Origin of the sequence: Xenorhabdus mauleonii (genome assembly GCF_900113945.1) — a bacterium.
Classification (GTDB): Bacteria; Pseudomonadota; Gammaproteobacteria; order Enterobacterales; family Enterobacteriaceae; genus Xenorhabdus; species Xenorhabdus mauleonii.
This window is the reverse complement of the sequence record NZ_FORG01000030.1, coordinates 19,579-37,697: the sequence shown is the minus strand read 5'-3', so window position 1 is coordinate 37,697 and position 18,119 is coordinate 19,579. Positions and strand designations below refer to the sequence as shown.

Genomic DNA, 18,119 nt, shown 5'->3' with positions numbered 1-18,119 from the left:
CCAGTGAAAAGTTTCTTTTTTGGTCAAAAGATCTGATCACCGAACCCGCTTTTAGTTCCTTTCTTTTTTTATTCTGCTTATCCCGAGCTCAGGTTTATTATGTAACAGCGATAGAAAATACATTGCTGTATTGCATTCCCCGTGCAACGTTAAAACAGGCGATGACAGAAAATGAGGCTGTACGCCATCATTTTGCCTGTGAAGAAGGAGAACGTCTGGCATTCCGGTATCAGGACAACGCCCTTTCTGCCAATAACGTACTGTATTTAAAACCGATTTCCACCATTCAAAATACGGTCATGGTTGTTGTTACGCCGGATGCATCTATTCGGTCAGTCGCTGAGAAAATGGTGACGCAGCATCGTTCATCTGCACTGGTTATGTCACAGGGAAAATTGCTCGGTATTGTAACGGACAGAGATTTAACCAAGCGGGTTGTTGCACAAGGCGTTGATATACAAAACCCCATCTCTTTGGTCATGACCAAAAACCCGGTTACGGTATCAGCCAATGAACCGATTATCAGCGCGATTGAACTGATGATGCAGCACAACATCCGTAGTTTGCCTGTCATGGAAAATCAGCGGGTCACCGGCGTACTGACCGCAACAAGTCTGGTACAGAAAAACAGTATTCAGGCGGTTTACCTCATTAGCCGGATTTACCGGCAGGAGAGCGTATCGGAATTGAAGGCATTGGTATTTCAACGGCAAACTGTTTTTGAATCATTGGTGGATGCCAACGTGCCTGCCCTGACTATTCAGTTGATGATGTCGATGATTGCAGATGCCTTTACCAAGCGACTGCTGCAATTGGCAGAGAAGCAACTTGGGGCTCCCCCTTGTGGGTATTGTTGGTTTGTCGCAGGTTCACAGGCCCGGCAGGAAATGCACTATCTATCAGACCAGGACAGTGGCGTGATCTTGGAGCGTGATGTCAACGAGCAGGAAATCAATTGGTTTCGCCAGCTCAGTGATTTTGTTTGCTATGGCTTGGAGGACTGCGGCTACGCGCTCTGCCCAGGGCACATGATGCCGACTAATCCTAAATGGTGCCAGCCGCTTGCTCGCTGGAAGGAAAACTATCGGCAATGGCTGCGGCATCCAGAAAGCGAGTCTTTGCTCCATTTCTCTGTTTTTCTGGATATTCGCTTTCTTTATGGTCAAGCCAGCCTGTTTGAATCACTTGTCTCTGAGGTGAAACAGAATTTACAGGAGCGTCGTCGTTTGTTATCCATTTTGGTCGCGAATTCATTACGTGTTAGCCCGCCACTTGGCATATTCCGCCAATTCGTACTGGTTAAAAATGGTGAAAACCACAGTGTATTCAACATTAAAAAACAAGCGATTAATTTATTGATTGAATTGGCGCGTGTTTATGCGCTGGATGCGGGAGAACTACTTTCATCTACTGCCGAGCGGCTGAAAGTTGCAGAAAATGCGGGGATCATTAGCTCTGCCAGCCATAAAGAACTGTTGGAAGCTTATACATTTATCAACCAAGTGCGCTTCAACTACCAGCGCCAATCCCTCAATCATGGGCAGGTTTTCAGTAACCAGATAGAGCCAGAATTACTGACTCAATTTGAACGCAATCACTTGAAAGATGCGTTTCGCATCATTTCCCGTACTCAAGAAGCAGCCTTACAGCGTTTTCATGCCAAGGGAGTCTTGCAATGATTGGTCGCTTAATATCCCTGAGTGATCCATTGAATACACTGCATAAAAGACATCGGAAAATGTGTCAGGCGGAAGGAATCATGCCGGCTTTGAAAACCTTGTTGGCGTCACCATTGGCCAAAGGAAGCAGTGAATTGCAAGATCTTGATATTTTGGTGGTGGATCTTGAAACATCGGGATTAGATCCGGAGCGAGATCAGATCTTAAGTATTGGCATGGTTACTATCCGCCAGCTAAGAATTCCGCTCAGTAGTGCAATACATCGCTTTTTGCTTAATTCCTCATCCGTTCGGGCAGAAACGGCAGTCATTAATCACATTACCCCTGAACAACTCGATACTGGCCTGCCTTTGACACAGGCGCTGGAACAATTTGTAGAGCAGGCACGGGGCAAGCTTTTGCTTGCACATGGGGCTGCCATTGAAAATACCTTTCTTGCCCAAGCATTCGGGGTTAAATCATTGCCACTGGTTTGGCTGGATACGATGATGATCGAAAAATCGCTATCGCATAATCGGGGAAATATTATAGGAAATTACACCCTCAGCCATGTACGTGAGCATTATGGGTTACCTTCGTATACAGCCCATAATGCGCTGAGTGATGCGATTGCTACTGCCGAATTATTTCTCGCCCAAGTAAAACTCATTTTTCCTGATACTCCCCCTGTGCTAGCGCCAGTTTACCGCCGTTCAGTAAAGGCAATGGCATAGATGGCAAGAGAATTTGAGCCTGAAGGAATGCAATTGTTTTCATGCCGTTAATGCAAAAATTCCTGCCGGATCACGAATTGAAATTTACATTTCTTTTTAAATTGAAAATGAAACAAATGTTTCGTATAAAGAATGAAAGTGATTGGGGATGGACAATTAATAGTATGAAAGAAATTCGCATCGGGTTGATTGGTACTGGTTATATTGGTCGGGCCCATGCCATTGCTTACGCACAGGCTCCTACTGTGTTTCCGTTAAAAGGCCAATTAATACGTGAAATGGTGGCTGACGTAACCGCAGAACGGGCCTGCGAGCAGGCAAAATTACTTGGTTTCAGGCGCTCATCTGGCAACTGGCGGGAATTGGTTGCGGATCCGAATATTGATGTTGTTGATATCTGTACACCTAATTACCTGCATAAAGAGATGGTGTTGGAAGCCATTAAGCATGGGAAACACATCTATTGCGAAAAACCTTTGGCACTGAACTCACTTGATGCAAAACAAATGGTAGAAGCCGCCACGCGCGCAGGCGTTAAGACATTGGTTGGCTTTAACTACATGAAAAATCCAACGGCCCAATTGGCGAAAGAGATTATTGCCAACGGTGAGATTGGAGATGTTGTGCACTTTTACGGCACCCACAACGAAGATTACATGGCCGATCCTCTCAGCCCAATTCACTGGCATTGCTTCAAAGAGCAGGCAGGGCTAGGGGCATTGGGCGATCTGGCTGCCCATATCATCAATATGGCGCAGTATCTGGTGGGCGACATCATGACTGTATGCGGTGATATGGAAACGGTGGTGAAAATGCGCCCTGAACAGGCGGGTTCTTCAACATTGGTGCCGGTAGAAAATGAAGATCAGGCTCATGCAATGGTGCGTTTTAATACCGGGGCGATGGGGGTCATTGAAACTTCACGCATCGCCTGCGGCCGGAAAATGGGGCTGAGTTATGTTGTGACGGGTACAAAGGGCACCTTGAGTTTTTCACAAGAGCGCATGGCTGAATTACAACTTTACCGCCACGATGATCCTGCAAACCGTCAAGGATTCAAAACAATTTTAGTGGGGCCTGAGCATCCCGATTATGCACCGTTTTGTAATGGTGCAGGGCATGGCATTGGTTTCAATGATCAAAAAACAGTGGAAGTCAGAGACCTGATTGATGGTATCGCCCTGAATCAAGACATGTGGCCTGATTTTACTGAAGGTTGGAAAGTCTCGCGCATTTTGGATGCTATCGCTCGTTCTCATCAGGAAAAACGTTGGGTTAACGTGGCCGAGATTAATTAATTCCTGCCATCCAAAATTGGTAGCAAAAAATATTCACAGTTGCCTCGGATGTTGAAAAATCCGAGGTCAAAAAAATCAAAGGTTCAGCAAAATATACCCAATGGATTTCAAGTTGCATCGCGGCGGCAAGGGAATAACAAATTCGTCGGGAACGAATTTGCCCGGCCAAAGGCTGGCCTCCGGTGAGAGGTTGGATCCTCTCAGTCATCTCCGGGAGCATAGATAACCGTATGTTTATAAAAACGGTAACCGAGGTGAATGAGCGTGGCCAACAAAGAAGCAACTTGAAAGACAAAGGGTATAAAGAGTTCGGAAATATACCGCATTCGGAGAGAGGTGAATCAATGGAGCAGCATAGAAAGTTTGACGTTATCTGTATGGGGCGCATTGCCGTTGATCTGTATGGTCAGCAAATTGGAGCCCGTTTGGAAGATATGGGGAGTTTTTCAAAATATTTGGGTGGCTCCTCCGGAAATGTGGCCTATGGTACAGCACGCCAAGGGCTGAAATCCTCCATGCTGGCACGGGTTGGTGATGAGCACATGGGGCGTTTTCTTCGTGAAGAACTGGAGCGTGCAGGTTGTGATACCAGCCACTTGATTACAGATAAAGAGCGGCTCACGGCCTTGGTTTTACTGGGCATTAAAGATAATGCGACTTTTCCGCTGATCTTTTACCGTGATAATTGCGCTGATATGGCGATTACCCGCAACGATTTCACTGAAGACTATATCGCATCAGCCCGCTGTCTGGCGATCACAGGAACCCATCTCTCTCACCCACAAACACGCGATGCAGTTTTAACGGCGTTGCAATATGCGCGTCGTAATGGCGTCAAGACGGTCATTGATATCGATTACCGTCCGGTGTTATGGGGGCTGACTTCACTTGGTGACGGAGAAACCCGTTACATTGATTCAGAACAAGTCACGGCACAATTACAGGAAGTTCTTCCTCTATTTGATCTCATTGTTGGAACAGAAGAAGAGTTTCACATTGCTGGTGGTTCCAAAGATACCTTACAGGCTTTGCGCCGCGTGCGGTCGCTGAGTACGGCAACATTGGTCTGCAAGCGGGGTGAACTGGGTTGCTCAGTATTTACAGGCAGCATTCCCAATACGTTGGATGAAGGCATTACCGTGCAGGGCGTCAAGGTGGCAGTCCTGAATGTTTTGGGGGCCGGGGATGCCTTCATGTCTGGCTTGCTGCGTGGTTATCTTAACAACGAAAGTTGGGAACAGGCCTGCACTTATGCCAATGCCTGTGGCGCCTTGGTGGTTTCCCGCCACGGTTGTGCGCCAGCGATGCCAGATAAACGTGAGCTGGATAATTATCTTACCCGCGTGGCGGAAGTTCCACGCCCAGATTTGGATTCGCATCTTAACCATTTGCATCGTATTGGCGGCCGCCAAAAACAGTGGGATGAACTGTGCATTATGGCGTTTGACCACCGCATCCAATTTGTCGACATGGCACGTAAAGTCAATGCCAGCCTTGAAAGTATCCCGCAATTGAAAACATTGTTGTTCCGCGCAAGTCAGGAAGTCAGCGCAGAAGCGCATCTGGATGGGCAGGCCGGCATATTGTGTGACAGCCGTTTTGGCCAGGATGTACTTAATGCAGCAACCGGGCAAGGATTATGGATCGGGTGCCCAATTGAGCTGCCCGGTTCCCGCCCGTTGTGCCTTGAGCATGGCAATATAGGTTCCCAGCTCATTAGCTGGCCACGGGAACATATCGTGAAATGTTTAGTATTCTTCCATCCGGAAGATAATCACCCTTTGAGACTGGAGCAGGAAAAAACTGTACAGGAAGTGTATGCCGCCTGTTGCCAATCGGGCCATGAATTATTGTTGGAAGTGATCTTGCCAGTTGATATGCCCCATTCTGACGAATTGTACCTGCGGGCACTCCAGCGTTTTTACAACCTCGGCATTAAACCGGATTGGTGGAAATTGCCACCGATGCAATCTGCAACTTGGGATCAGATCAGCTCATTGATTGAACTGCGAGATCCCCATTGTCGTGGCGTTGTTATCCTTGGCCTTGATGCACCGGAATCTATCTTAAAAGCAAGTTTCGATGCTGCGGCAGGTAAATCAATTGTAAAAGGCTTTGCTGTCGGGCGTACATTGTTTGGTCAGCCCGCATTAAAATGGCTGGCAGGCGAGATAGATGACAACACTCTTATTCAACAAATAAAAACGAATTACCACAATTTGATCTGTTACTGGCGCCAGCGTGGATAACTATTCAAACGGGTAGCCATGCCAATAGATAACAAGGCAAAGGCAGCGAAAGCAGTAACGTAAGCAAAGCGATAATAAAACGAATAGAACATCACCTATTTTCATCTCATCGGAGAATCTTTATGGCAGTTCAACTTGGCATCAACCCCCTGACATGGACTAATGATGATTTGCCTTCTTTAGGAGCTGAAACACCTCTGGAAACCTGCCTGACTGAAGGTCGGCAAGCGGGATTTGAGGGATTTGAGCTGGGTAATAAATTTCCCCGTCAGGCACAGATATTAGGGCCGATATTGGCTGCTCATGATTTGAAATTGGTATCTGGCTGGTATTCAGGTGAATTGCTGACACGCAGTGTTGAAGAGGAAATTGCCGCGGTTCAACCTCATTTAACGCTATTGCGTGAACTGGGCGCTAACGTGATGGTTTTTGCTGAAGTGACACACTGTATTCATGGCAATCAAGAACAGCCAGTGCATCTTCGTCCGCTATTTCCTGCCGGACGCTGGCAAGAATATGGGGAAAAATTGACGGAGTTTGCCCGTTATACACAGTCACAGGGCGTTCAGATTGCTTATCATCACCATATGGGAACCGTGATTGAAAGTGCGGAAGATATCGACAATTTGATGATGAATACTGGTAAAGAAGTTGGCCTGTTGCTGGACACTGGGCATTTGACCTTTGCGGGTGATGATCCTCTGGCAGTTGCAAAACGGTGGTGCGAGCGCATTAATCATGTGCACTGCAAAGATATCCGCCCTGATGTGCTAAAAGATGTCAAGAATCGCAAGACCAGCTTTCTTGATGCTGTATTAAGTGGAGTCTTTACTGTGCCCGGCGATGGATGCGTGAATTACCCTGCTATCTTTGAGGTATTGAAGGCGAATCATTATAACGGCTGGCTTGTTGTTGAGGCAGAACAAGATCCTGCCGTCGCTCATCCACTGACTTACGCAACAATGGGATATAGCAATTTGCATAACTTTGCTAAACAAGCAGGATTGATTTAAACACAGAGTTCGGAGGCCGAATGTCTAAGCTACTGTCAAAATATCATAAGCCTGATCAGGGCAAGCGAACACAACATATCACACCGGAAACGGCAAATTGGAAATATGTCCACTTTGCTGTTTATGAACTGACAGTGGGGGAATCTATCACGTTACCGGCATCAGAAAATGAAACCTGTTTGGTGCTGGTGGCAGGGAAAGCGACCGTAATTACGCCTTTGCAACAATTTGAGCATATCGGTGAGCGCATGAGCCCATTTGAGCGTAAGAAGCCTTATGCCGTTTATGTGGCTCCACATGAATCGATGAAAATAGTCGCGGAAACAGATCTTGAGCTGGCGGTCTGTCAGGCAAAAGGGCAGGGAAATTACCCCACTCGCTTAATTGCTCCGCAGGATATTGGATCTGAACAGCGCGGCAATGGCAATAATCAACGTTATGTACACAACATCCTGCCCGATGTTGAACAGGCGGATAGTTTATTGGTTGTTGAAGTCTATACCAATGAAGGGAGTAGCAGCTCTTACCCCAGCCATAAACATGATACGGATAACGAACCTCAAGAAACCTATCTTGAAGAGACTTATTACCATCGCTTAAACCCGCCGCAGGGTTTTTGTATGCAGAGAGTTTATACCGATGATCGCTCATTGGATGAAACCATGGCAGTTTATAATAAAGATGTGGTCATGGTACCAAAAGGTTATCACCCCGTTGCGACAATGGCGGGATACGACAGCTATTACTTGAATGTGATGGCAGGCCCAACTCGCAAGTGGTTATTTACCTGGGAAAAAGATCATCAATGGGTTAACAGTGAGGAATATGCGGCAAAGTACACGAACCGCTAGTGGGGTAAATAAGGATTGGTGGAATAGGAAATAATAGCGGAATAGATAAGATCCATAAGATCCATAAGACGGGTTCGATAAAAAGTTGCTCCCTGCTCAGGGAGCAGCGTCGATCAAGTCGTTGTGGAATTGATCAGATAAAGAGAACCCCTTTTTCTATTAGACGCTCTGGAATATAGCTATCCAGTTGTAAATATCGGCAAAATTCCTCAAATTGCTGTATCGAGTGGACATCTGCTTTCTGGTAGATGTTGTAGATCCTGTTTTCTATTGTTTTGTGGCTTACATTATATATTTGAGCAATTTCTTTATTTGAGCGTCTTTGTAGCATAAAAAAGATGATATCAAGCTCACTTCGGGTAAAGAGATTGGTATCTGCTTCAGTGGTGAGAACGCTGGGTTTTTGGCGATTAATGTATTTTAAAGGAGAGAAACTACTTAAGGGTTTTGCATTCCAAACTATCCCGACACACTCTTTTTCATCGTTATATACGGGAAATTTTTCACTGATAAAGGGAGCCAAACTATTTTTTCCATACCAATAATGCGTTTCAATAATGGAAACTTTATCTTTTGACTCTTCCGTTCTCCTGTCATGTTCTTTCAAATCCTGTGAAAATTGGTCATCAGACCAATTTGTGGGAAATTCACAGTCCAGTTTACCTTCAACGTCGAAATCTTCCGGTGTGTTCGTATAAAGGTAAGCAGATTTATTCATGTAGATATGTCGGGACTCTGGATCTTTAATTCCCCAAGGTTCGCTGAGATGTTCCATCATAGCGATTAGCCCTTTTAGATAAGGCTCGTTATTTTTATAGGATAAACTCATTTTTATCTCATGTAATTTATGTGAGTTAAATTCAAATATTAAAATAATAACTAATGTATTTATATTTTTATTCCATTGAGTCCATGTTTATCCAGCTTCAATTTTGTGTGTGAATCAGTAAATTGATGCTAAAAATATCAATATAAGCCATATCTCCTCTATATTTTGCTGCTTTAACACCCGTTATTATCTGTTTTTTATCAATTTTAGTTAAAAAACAACTTAATAAATTAATATTTTCCAGACAAAATAATTTTGTTATATTATTAGATAATTCCATTTAAAACGAAATTGCTATCATTTTTACTGTTTTATGGCAAGAGTGTTTTTCACCCTTTTCTGGGCCTTCAAAAAGTGTTTAACCTGAAAGTCATTATGAATTAACTGGTTGCATATTTTTTGGGCGTTTGTATGTATAAGAAACAAAAAATGGAACACCTGAGAAAAAATTTACAGTATTTGCTTGATTCCAGAGGGGAAACAAGAGTGTCACTTTGTGACCGAACGGGACTCAATCGCACAACTATCTACAATATTTTGGATGGCAGAGTGCAGAGCGTTCATTCTTCTACAATACAAAAAGTCTCTAATTTTTTTGGAGTATCATACAGTGAGGTAGATACGACAGATATAGCAGAAAAAGAGCGTTTGGATGCGATAGTTTCTTATGAAGGAAATATGAATCCGTGTGCTGTTCCGTTATTTATGCAATCTGAGTGTACTTCTCCTGAATTTTATAATGGTAAAATTGGTTCCTTAATTGTCCAAAGAAAGCTAACTTATTATTTTGGTACGGGGCCTAATATCGTTGCTGTTTTGCTTGAATATGATTTTTCTGGAAAATATAACGCAGGTGATTTATTGATAGTTAAGAGAGGCCACTATAATAATAACCACCCAAAATTATGCTTTGATAAAAAGCAGCAACAATTTTATATCAAAGAAGGTAGTGGTGAACATATAGATGGTTTAATGGTGATTGGGGATATAATGGAAGAACGGTTCGGATATGGGAAAGAAATATAAATTATTGGGGTTCAACAGTCAGAACAATACAGCTAATGTTTTAATTTTATCGACAGGGAAAGTATTAAAAATAAATATAAAGGAACTAGAGAAGAGTGAAATAGTGGATGATTTGGATAATCATGAAATAAAATCGCTTTATAGAAAATTATATTCTAGTTTTCCGAATGCAACTTCAGTTTATGAAATTGAAGAGCGTAACGAGAAATCCTGGGTTGTTTATTCATCTTTGGCATTATTGTTGACGATATTTTATACATTCAGCAACATCGCAGCAGCTAAGCCAGTTTATATAGAATATCTTGATATTATTGTTACTCCGGGTACTTTCATTTATCCTTTTTCATTTTTAGTTATTGACTTATTAAGTGAGTTTTATGGATTTAAATTGGCAAGAAAAGCAATATTCATGTCATTGTTTTCTAACTTAGTTATTGTCTCTCTGTTGAGCCTTTCAACAAGTTTACCGGCAATTCCTGGCTGGGAATTAAATGATCAATACAATACGTTGGTGAATCATATTTTATCTGCAATATTAGCTTCCTCGTTGTCATTTTTGGTTTCAGAACTTGTCAATTCTTATATCTTATGCAGATTAAAAGATATGACTAATTCTCGATTTCTGGCATTAAGGATATTTTTCAGTACATTCGTTGCATCAATAATTGATAGTTTTGTTTTCTGTTTTATCGCATTTTATGGGAAATTACCTTTGAATCAAATCATTGTAATGATGATGGTACAAATGCTAATTAAAATTTTCTTTGCTTTATTTAATGTTTTTCCTGCTTATGGCTCTCGTTATCTGTTTAATCGTTGGGTAATTAAAGCTGTGAATTAAGGAGTATGGGGGCTGCCCCCATATTATTTATTCAATAATAGCTTTCCTTATTTTCTTATAATCAATCATATCTACTGAATATATTCCAATTCAGGCATCAGGCATGAACAATGGCCTGCATATGCCTGCCGCCTTTCAAATTGTAGTTTTGTTGACTGTGCTCATTCGTTTTCGGTTACAGCATTTTCTGCTTGGTTGAAAAGCAAACAATTAAACATCAGAAAAAGTTAGCAGGTTAAAATAGAAATATCGTTTGATAATTGCACAATAGGTTGTTTTCATATAGATTCATTACGTGAATGTTTATTCAACAAAGTGGCTATATACATACTATTTGTAAGGTTAATCAGTTATCTACGTCGTGATTTTTTACTGATTGTATTAATGTTGGCCAAATTAAAATATATTTGTTATTTATCAATCGTATACATCGTTGTTGTTTGATGTTTTATTTTGGCGATACCAAATTATGACATACATATTCACCATGAAAATCACCATTCTTGCTTTTATATGTTGATTTTAATATTTGTCTGGTGTATTAATTTCATCATCAAAACATAATTTTAAATTGATATATTGTCTAAATATTCAGTTAGGGGAGATAAATTCTCCTTTCTGTAGGCAAATTATCTTCATTATTTTGAATAGATAATTTTTATTCGTTCAGCACCAGGGTTATATTAGTTCGTTTTTTGTACTATAAATAGACAGTTTTTTGATCTTTAACACGAACAAAAAACTGTCTATTACCCACTCAACAAATCTCAATTTTCAGTGATACAGTCAGCAAGGGTACAACAGGCAAGATTGATACGTGGGCTATATAGCTTGATGCCTATTCCTATACTTATTTTGATGGTTATATCGATATAGTTTGAAGTGGATATTCTGGCTTCAAATATTTACACCAGAGGAAGATAAATATCCGTTACTGTTTCAGTCTCAGAAACGGTTGGAAATAATTTTACCCTTTCCAAAAATAGAGGGAAATCCCGAATCTCGTGGTCATTTTTTTCTAACCAATCTTTATATAAATAGTTAATCAGCGCGGTTAATTCATCATCTGAACCAATATGTCTGATATAAGCACATTTCCCGGATGGAATGGTTGTTTTTGTTATGTTGGGATGGGTAATTTCAAAATTGGCAGAAATTTCTACACATAAGTCAAATTGGTACTCTTCTGGATCTATCTTTGCCGGATCTGCGTAAACAAAATTGAAAGTTCTGTATTTTTCGGGGGGGAGTTTGTTACTGACTCTCCACTCTTTGAACTCTCTGATTGTATTGCCAATGTTTGATGGTGAACCTTTGTGAGCCATAACAGCAACTGTAGTTGCAGGAAAATGGGTCACTTCTACTTTAATTAAGGGAAAATGCTTATTCATAATTTCAGTCCTAATATCATGTATAATTTGGTGTTGGCTATACCAGATAGACCAATCAGGTTTTTTCCTGAATGCAGTAGGACTTTGCCCAATGAGACTCTTAAATGCTCTGGAAAATGCTTCCGGGCTTTCATAACCACATGCAAAAGCAATATCTATAACTGGGCTATCACTAAATGTCAGAATATAAATGGCTTTTTTTAATCGCAGCCGCCTGATATAGGCGGCTACGCCAATACCATAATTTGCAGAAAATAATCTGTGAAAGTGGTATTTTGAACAAGCCGCAATAGAGCTCAAACTATCTCCATCCATAGGGGAGTCTATATTTCTATCAATATAATGAAGAAGCGCATTTAATCGTTGTTTAATCATTGCCACAATATCCAATCTATCTGGTGAATAGCATGTTATATGGCCTCCCATATTTGCACATGATAATAATTGCTGAATGATCTGCTTATTTTTACTGGACCAAAACCTGATTGCAGGCTGCCTATCAAGAAAAACAAATTTTTGCCCAACGTGCTAATCCTGTAGTAACTGAACCAAAGTAATTACCGCCAACCAGAGGAATTCCCGGCAATACTTGCTCGATTGTCTGACGGAGAATTGGTGAGCTGGCCGAGCCGCCTGTCATAAAGATCACATCGGGCTTCGTTCCCCCTTGGATCACTGCTTCACTAACTAACTTTGCCATCTTGGATTTAGTGGATTCAATTGCAGCCACCATTTGATCGCGTTGAATGTTAATTTCAATGATTTCTGACAATAAATTTAATTTAACGCGGTGTTCAATTTGTTCTGAAAGGGCTATTTTGGCTTCTTCAGCACAGCGAACCAAACTGTATCCTAAAGTGTCTTGATATACCTTTATTAATCGGGCTAATTTCTCTGGTTCTTGGGCATCACGATGTAAAGATTTTAGTATTGAAAAATTTTGACGTGAATAAAACTCTTTCTGTGCCTGTACGTCGTTGATAGCAATTGAGTTCCAAAACTGAGTCAATGGCATATCAATGCCTGAGGTAACTTTACTGCCCAATCCAAAAGGGTGCATTAATTGCTTGAAAGCCAAATTAATATCTAAATCGTTGCCACCAATGCGTTGGCCTGTGTGTGCCAGCAAACTGTCGCTGCGATCTGACTTTCCTTGCCAATTCGGCCCCATATTGATAAGGGAGCAGTCTGTCGTACCACCACCGATATCAACGACCAGCACTGTTTTATCTTCTGTCAATGTAGATTCATATTCCAAACCTGCGGCGACGGGTTCAAACTGAAAGACAATATTGTTAAACCCTGCCCGTTTGGCGGCATTGAATAAAATGGTTTCTGCTTGTTGGTTGGATTTATCGCCACCCCGCCCATGAAAGTTGATCGGACGGCCAATGACTACGTCTTCAACTAACTGTTGTTTGCTGGTTTCGACTTGCTTCTTGATATTCGCCATCATGGCGCAAACCAAGTCTTCAAATAAACTGATTTGGGTATCCCTTAGCCCCATAGCACCCAGAAATGACTTCGGTGATTTTACATAGTAAACATCGTGTGGATCTTCTAAATATCGTGCTAATGCTTTTTGCCCAAAGACAAGGTCATCAGAGACAAGCTCGATGCCTTCTTCACGGTTTGCCGCTATCGCACTACGCAGAAGCTGTTCACCGGACTGATCCCTTGGCGTGATATTCCAGTGGCGGAATAAATACTCAGAAACTGATTCTCGTGTTGGAGCCGCTAACGCAGAAGGCATGTAGAAATTATCATTTTCAATTGCAATCAATTGTGGAGTATCTCCGATCATCTCTGCAACTGCACAATTTGATGTTCCATAGTCAAAGCCTATAAACATTGTTTTCTTCATCCTCTTTTATGGAAAGTTTTTATGGAAAATCGAAAAAGGGCGCAGATGCTAACTTAAACTGGCTTGGAACGCGAGTGTAAAATAAGGATATCAATAAAATAATAGAATGAGAGGCTAAATTTTTAAATTCTGTTTTATTTATATATTTAACCCTATTTTTTCATTGATATTAAATGCTGTTTTTTTAGTTTTCTTCTATCAATATGATTGATGATTTCTATCATATAGTTAGCGTTGATGAATAAAACTCTATGAATTACATTTTAATTTATGTCAAACTCTATCTCAGAACATCCGCTTATTTTGTTTCTTAAGTGTTTTATTTTATAAGGAAATATTTTAACCCCTGTAATTATGTTGAGTAGAAAAAGGTGCGTACAGTTGCCTCATGAGGCAAAGGTAAGGCGGAGTAAGAGCCTAATTGACACGAAGGTTACAGTTTTATCTCAAATATGCTTTCAATAGTTTGAAAAAACAGGCTATTTTTCTTTGATAATTTAAGTTCAACGAATTAGTCACATCATTAAATTTTTCCTCAGTGGGAAAAAATTCAAGTCGAACATGGTTGATATTATTTTCACATTCAATAGAATACTTAAATAAATTCTACTTAATATATGCTTAGCCCATATGGACAAACTCCAGAACTGATTTATCAGGCTGAAATAAAAGGATTTTTAGGTGTGAATACCATTATGTGGAGAGAAGATGAGTAATCTAATTGAGCTTGTTGAAAACAATTTTGATAATGTGGTGAGTCCAGAGACAGACATTTCTGTTGTACGATTCTGGGCACCTTGGTGTGGTCCGTGCCGTATGGTTGCGCCAATCTTTGAGAAACTGGCTGACGATATGAGTGAGAGTGCAACTTTTGGGGAAGTGGACATTGACGAAGCTCCTTCCATTGCTGCACGTTATGGTATCCGCAGTATCCCAACAACTGTTGTGTTCAAAAATGGCAAACCTGTCGATGCAATGGTGGGTGTTGCATCACTTACCCAGTTTAAGGATATGGTGTCAAAAGCATTAACTTCCTGACATTGTAAAAATGGCATAAGTTAAAGTGATATAACGTGGTTGTAGCTATGGTTAGCTCAACCACGTATTGATTTAATGTTGTTAGCGTGAAAATGGCCTAGTCTAAAAAAATTCGCTTCTCCGAAAATATTATTCCCCTTCAATTAATATCTAATGGTTATTACTATTCTGAGAATAGTAATTGTGTTTTTTGTCTTCCTTGTTGCTATTCATCAGAGCCATTTTTTTTGGTTTGTGTTGCCAATATTATTATTCTATATTGGCACAGTGGTAACACGCATTGTTGATGTGGTTTTTAAATATATTTAAAAAATTATAGATGAAAATTTCAATGGGAAATAAACACTATGTACACAGTAGATTCTAACGGTTCCACAGTTAAATACAGGTTGTATCCCTCCAATAGCAATGACCATGCTGAGACAATTATGTTTCTGCATGGAACAAACAGCGATGGAAATAGTAGTTTTTCCCATATAAAAAATGAGTTTATCGAAAATAAAAATGTAGTTCTTCCTGATTACGCAGGTTCTGGAGAATCCACCTTACCCCGTTCATTAGATATTGAAGGGCTGGCAGATCAAATTATCTCGATAATAGCAGAGGGTAATTTTGATAAACCTATTCATTTAGTGGGAACTTCCTTAGGTGCTGTTGTTGCCGCAGTTGTCGCCGCCAAACAACCTTCATCCATTAGTAAATTAGTTTTAACAGCGCCTTGGGCATCCAATGATGATACTCGCTTTAATTTGTTGCTAAAAACTTGGTATGAGTTAGAGCTGAAAAATAAACGTTTGGCAACGGCATTTGCTTTATCTCATGCTTTCAGTCCCCAAAAACTATCTGAATTTTCGCATGAAACAATAGACATGATATGTAATAAAGAATCGAAAAATCTCGCAGAGAGAATAAAAATCGGATTAGGCGTAGATATAATCGAGTATTTGGTAAAAATAACATCTCCGACGTTAGTGATAGGGTTAACGTATGATACTTTAATACCGGCATATTTGGTCAAAAAAGTAAGTTCACTGATCCCCAATAGCCTATATGCTGAAATTGAAAGTGGGCATGCTGTTCAAATTGAAAACCCTCTTCCTTGGGTAAATAAAATAAAGCAATTTATAACGTGATAGGCTATATGGCAAAACCATTTGAATTTGAAACAATAAAGATAAAATTAAATGATGCTGATTTTAAACTGTTAGATTTACATCAACGCATTCAACGTACTTTATTGTCGCTCATCCTTGATGGAACACTCAGCCCGGGCGCCAGACTGCCTGCAACCCGAACATTGGCTAAGTCACTGCATGTTGCCAGAGATACTGTTGAAAACGCTTACATCCAATTGCATCGTGATGGATTTATCATTCGACGGAAAGGTTCTGGCAGTTATGTGTCCGAAACACTTGGGGCTGAATTAAAAGGTGTAAAACACAATCACCTGAAAAGTAAAAAGCACAATCATGATGCATTTGATTCAAAGACGGGGTTAAGCCAGCGTGGTCGTATGATCCTTGATAGTGGCGGCGTTGCTGACCAGCAAATGGTTAGGGCATTCTCTACGGGTTTGCCTGAAACACGTAATTTCCCTGTTGATGTATGGGAACGATTACATCGCCAAGTCCTCAAAGATTATCGTTCCAATGTGCTATTGCATGGCGAGCCACAAGGCGTTAAATCATTGCGTAAAGCAATTGCTTCTTATATGAATCTCGAACGCGGGGCCAATGTCTCTCCAGAACAAATATTAATTTTGAGTAGTACAAGGCAATCATTGTTTTTATGCGCCCAGTTATTGCTGGATGCGGGGCAGCCAATTCTAATGGAAAACCCGGGTTACTTTGGCGCTAAAAAAGCATTCGAATTCGCAGAGACAAAAATCATTCCTATTGATGTCGATGAACAGGGTATTCGCACCGATTTATTACGGGCAGATCGCAGCGGCGCTAATTGTGTCTATTTGACGCCCTCACATCAATATCCCACGGGAGTGACATTATCGTTGGAGCGTAGGCTTGAATTAATTAATTGGGCTGCTGAAAACAATAAGTGGCTCATTGAAGACGACTATGACAGTGAATTTCATTATGAAGGTTTACCGACGGCATGTATTCAAGGTTTAGATAAATACCAAAGAACGATTTATCTTGGTACTTTCAGCAAGACCCTCTATCCAGGGTTAAGAATAGGCTACATGGCTGTGCCACAAGAATTGGTCAACGCATTCACATACGCACGTAGCATTATGGATGGGCATACGCCACAAATCTTACAATTGACGTTAGCGCGTTTTATAGAAGACGGACACTATAGTTCCCACATTAGGGCCATGCGTAAATTGTACGCAAGGCGTCAAGAAACAATATTCAATGCTATTGAAAAGTATCTTAAAGGCATTGTAACCGTATTGCGACCAAAAGGAGGGCTGCAAATCCTGTGTTTACTTGAGCCTGAGTGGTCAGAAGAAGAAACAATTCGATTGGCAGCAACAGCAGGCGTCCAGTTGCGTGGGCTTAGTTGTCTATACGCCTGCGAAAATAAAAAACAAGGTTGGATATTAGGTTATGCTTCTTTAACGGATTATGAAATTGAATTAGCCATGTTACGCCTTTCTAACGTATTGAAAAGATAAGGTGAGCAATTGGTTTCCATTATCATCAAAATTGGATGGAGATAACCATTCTTCAAAAGTACGTTTTAAGACGGGCCAATCTTCATTTGTAATAGAATACCACGCGGTATCCCTAGAGCGGCCTTTATAAACGATGGCATTGCGGAAAATACCTTCAAAAGTGAATCCTAACCGAATTGCCGCCTTACGAGATGGCTCATTTAAAGCATCACATTTCCATTCATAACGACGGTAGCCTAACTGCTCCAGAGCATAGTTCATTAATAAAAATTGAGCCTCCGTAGCAATGCGGGTTTTTTTCAATTTCGGAGAATAAACAACATGGCCTATTTCTATAGTTCCATTTTGTGGATCAATTCTCATTAATGCTAATGTGCCTAAGGCATTTCCAGTTAAGGGATCAATAATTGCATAATAGAGAGAATGTTGTGATGATTCCAAGTCTTCGATATATTTATCAAATTCAGAACGTTCGGAGAATGGGCCTACTGGAATGTAAGTCCAATTTCTGTCATCTTGTGCCATTTGATAGGATAAATAGAGGCTATCTGCGTGCTTAGAGCTGTTTATCCGTTCAAGCCGACAATATTGTCCCACAATTAAATTTAGCGATGGATATTCTCGGGGTATCCAATGGGGCACTGCTAAACCAATGGGTTGGCCATATTCATTATAATTTGTCATTTGAT

Annotated in this window: 15 protein-coding genes; 11 read left to right on the top strand and 4 right to left on the bottom strand. The window is 40.9% G+C overall.

From position 1 onward, the window contains the following. The 6 genes from BM100_RS19275 to iolB all read left to right on the top strand — a co-directional run. Nucleotides 1–1,679: DUF294 nucleotidyltransferase-like domain-containing protein (locus BM100_RS19275; RefSeq protein WP_139217001.1), on the top strand; the 1,679-nt coding region annotated here is incomplete at its 5' end. Continuing rightward, nucleotides 1,676–2,392, top strand: coding sequence for a 3'-5' exonuclease (locus BM100_RS19270; RefSeq protein WP_092513946.1), 717 nt, complete (start codon nt 1,676–1,678; stop codon nt 2,390–2,392). The genes BM100_RS19275 and BM100_RS19270, both read left to right, overlap by 4 nt. 164 nt (nt 2,393–2,556) lie before the next feature. Continuing rightward, nucleotides 2,557–3,690 (top strand): Gfo/Idh/MocA family protein, encoded by a 1,134-nt coding sequence (locus BM100_RS19265; protein ID WP_092513954.1) that lies wholly within the window; start codon nt 2,557–2,559, stop codon nt 3,688–3,690. A gap of 344 nt (nt 3,691–4,034) precedes the next feature. Then, the gene (locus BM100_RS19255; RefSeq protein WP_092513952.1) at nt 4,035–5,939 is read left to right on the top strand and encodes a bifunctional 5-dehydro-2-deoxygluconokinase/5-dehydro-2-deoxyphosphogluconate aldolase; all 1,905 of its coding nucleotides are present in this window, start codon (nt 4,035–4,037) and stop codon (nt 5,937–5,939) included. A 122-nt stretch (nt 5,940–6,061) separates the two neighbouring features. Next, nucleotides 6,062–6,952, top strand: a complete 891-nt coding sequence (gene iolE / locus BM100_RS19250) for a myo-inosose-2 dehydratase (RefSeq protein WP_092513942.1) — start codon at nt 6,062–6,064, stop codon at nt 6,950–6,952. A 20-nt stretch (nt 6,953–6,972) separates the two neighbouring features. Further along, complete coding sequence (iolB, locus tag BM100_RS19245; RefSeq protein WP_092513940.1) at nt 6,973–7,803, top strand: 5-deoxy-glucuronate isomerase; 831 nt, start codon at nt 6,973–6,975, stop codon at nt 7,801–7,803. Nucleotides 7,804–7,936: 133 nt separating this feature from the next. Here iolB and BM100_RS19240 read toward each other — a convergent pair whose 3' ends face one another. Then, on the bottom strand, nt 7,937–8,632 hold the full coding sequence (locus tag BM100_RS19240) for a helix-turn-helix transcriptional regulator (RefSeq protein ID WP_092513938.1): 696 nt from the start codon (nt 8,630–8,632) through the stop codon (nt 7,937–7,939). A gap of 411 nt (nt 8,633–9,043) precedes the next feature. Between BM100_RS19240 and BM100_RS19230 the strand changes: the two genes are divergently transcribed. Together BM100_RS19230 and BM100_RS19225 are read left to right on the top strand one after the other, a co-directional pair. Further along, nucleotides 9,044–9,658, top strand: a complete 615-nt coding sequence (locus BM100_RS19230) for a helix-turn-helix domain-containing protein (protein WP_092513934.1) — start codon at nt 9,044–9,046, stop codon at nt 9,656–9,658. Then, complete coding sequence (locus BM100_RS19225) at nt 9,642–10,499, top strand: queuosine precursor transporter (protein WP_092513932.1); 858 nt, start codon at nt 9,642–9,644, stop codon at nt 10,497–10,499. The genes BM100_RS19230 and BM100_RS19225 overlap by 17 nt, the downstream gene beginning before the upstream one ends. Before the next feature lie 905 nt (nt 10,500–11,404). Here the strand turns inward: BM100_RS19225 and BM100_RS19220 are convergent. Together BM100_RS19220 and yegD are read right to left on the bottom strand one after the other, a co-directional pair. Then, the gene (locus BM100_RS19220; RefSeq protein ID WP_092513950.1) at nt 11,405–12,265 is read right to left on the bottom strand and encodes an AraC family transcriptional regulator; all 861 of its coding nucleotides are present in this window, start codon (nt 12,263–12,265) and stop codon (nt 11,405–11,407) included. 124 nt (nt 12,266–12,389) lie between these two features. Beyond that, nucleotides 12,390–13,742 (bottom strand): molecular chaperone, encoded by a 1,353-nt coding sequence (gene yegD, locus BM100_RS19215; protein ID WP_092513930.1) that lies wholly within the window; start codon nt 13,740–13,742, stop codon nt 12,390–12,392. Nucleotides 13,743–14,462: 720 nt separating this feature from the next. Here yegD and trxA point away from each other — a divergent pair. The 3 genes from trxA to pdxR all read left to right on the top strand — a co-directional run bounded on the left by trxA (nt 14,463) and on the right by pdxR (nt 17,430). Next, entirely contained in the window at nt 14,463–14,792 is a 330-nt protein-coding gene (gene trxA / locus BM100_RS19210) for a thioredoxin (RefSeq protein WP_092513928.1), read from the top strand. A gap of 347 nt (nt 14,793–15,139) precedes the next feature. After that, nucleotides 15,140–15,925 (top strand): alpha/beta fold hydrolase, encoded by a 786-nt coding sequence (locus tag BM100_RS19205; RefSeq protein WP_092513926.1) that lies wholly within the window; start codon nt 15,140–15,142, stop codon nt 15,923–15,925. Between the two features lie 8 nt (nt 15,926–15,933). Then, complete coding sequence (gene pdxR / locus BM100_RS19200; RefSeq protein WP_092513948.1) at nt 15,934–17,430, top strand: MocR-like pyridoxine biosynthesis transcription factor PdxR; 1,497 nt, start codon at nt 15,934–15,936, stop codon at nt 17,428–17,430. Here the strand turns inward: pdxR and BM100_RS19195 are convergent. After that, nucleotides 17,401–18,114, bottom strand: coding sequence for a GNAT family N-acetyltransferase (locus BM100_RS19195; protein ID WP_092513924.1), 714 nt, complete (start codon nt 18,112–18,114; stop codon nt 17,401–17,403). The genes pdxR and BM100_RS19195 overlap by 30 nt on opposite strands. Nucleotides 18,115–18,119 lie beyond the last annotated feature (5 nt).

Coding starts and splice junctions, on each gene's coding strand:
- BM100_RS19270 (WP_092513946.1), top strand. CDS start 1,676: ATGATTGGTCGCTTAATATCCCTGAGTGATCCATTGAATACACTGCAT.
- BM100_RS19265 (WP_092513954.1), top strand. CDS start 2,557: ATGAAAGAAATTCGCATCGGGTTGATTGGTACTGGTTATATTGGTCGG.
- BM100_RS19255 (WP_092513952.1), top strand. CDS start 4,035: ATGGAGCAGCATAGAAAGTTTGACGTTATCTGTATGGGGCGCATTGCC.
- iolE (WP_092513942.1), top strand. CDS start 6,062: ATGGCAGTTCAACTTGGCATCAACCCCCTGACATGGACTAATGATGAT.
- iolB (WP_092513940.1), top strand. CDS start 6,973: ATGTCTAAGCTACTGTCAAAATATCATAAGCCTGATCAGGGCAAGCGA.
- BM100_RS19240 (WP_092513938.1), bottom strand. CDS start 8,632: ATGAGTTTATCCTATAAAAATAACGAGCCTTATCTAAAAGGGCTAATC.
- BM100_RS19230 (WP_092513934.1), top strand. CDS start 9,044: ATGTATAAGAAACAAAAAATGGAACACCTGAGAAAAAATTTACAGTAT.
- BM100_RS19225 (WP_092513932.1), top strand. CDS start 9,642: ATGGGAAAGAAATATAAATTATTGGGGTTCAACAGTCAGAACAATACA.
- BM100_RS19220 (WP_092513950.1), bottom strand. CDS start 12,265: ATGATTAAACAACGATTAAATGCGCTTCTTCATTATATTGATAGAAAT.
- yegD (WP_092513930.1), bottom strand. CDS start 13,742: ATGTTTATAGGCTTTGACTATGGAACATCAAATTGTGCAGTTGCAGAG.
- trxA (WP_092513928.1), top strand. CDS start 14,463: ATGAGTAATCTAATTGAGCTTGTTGAAAACAATTTTGATAATGTGGTG.
- BM100_RS19205 (WP_092513926.1), top strand. CDS start 15,140: ATGTACACAGTAGATTCTAACGGTTCCACAGTTAAATACAGGTTGTAT.
- pdxR (WP_092513948.1), top strand. CDS start 15,934: ATGGCAAAACCATTTGAATTTGAAACAATAAAGATAAAATTAAATGAT.
- BM100_RS19195 (WP_092513924.1), bottom strand. CDS start 18,114: ATGACAAATTATAATGAATATGGCCAACCCATTGGTTTAGCAGTGCCC.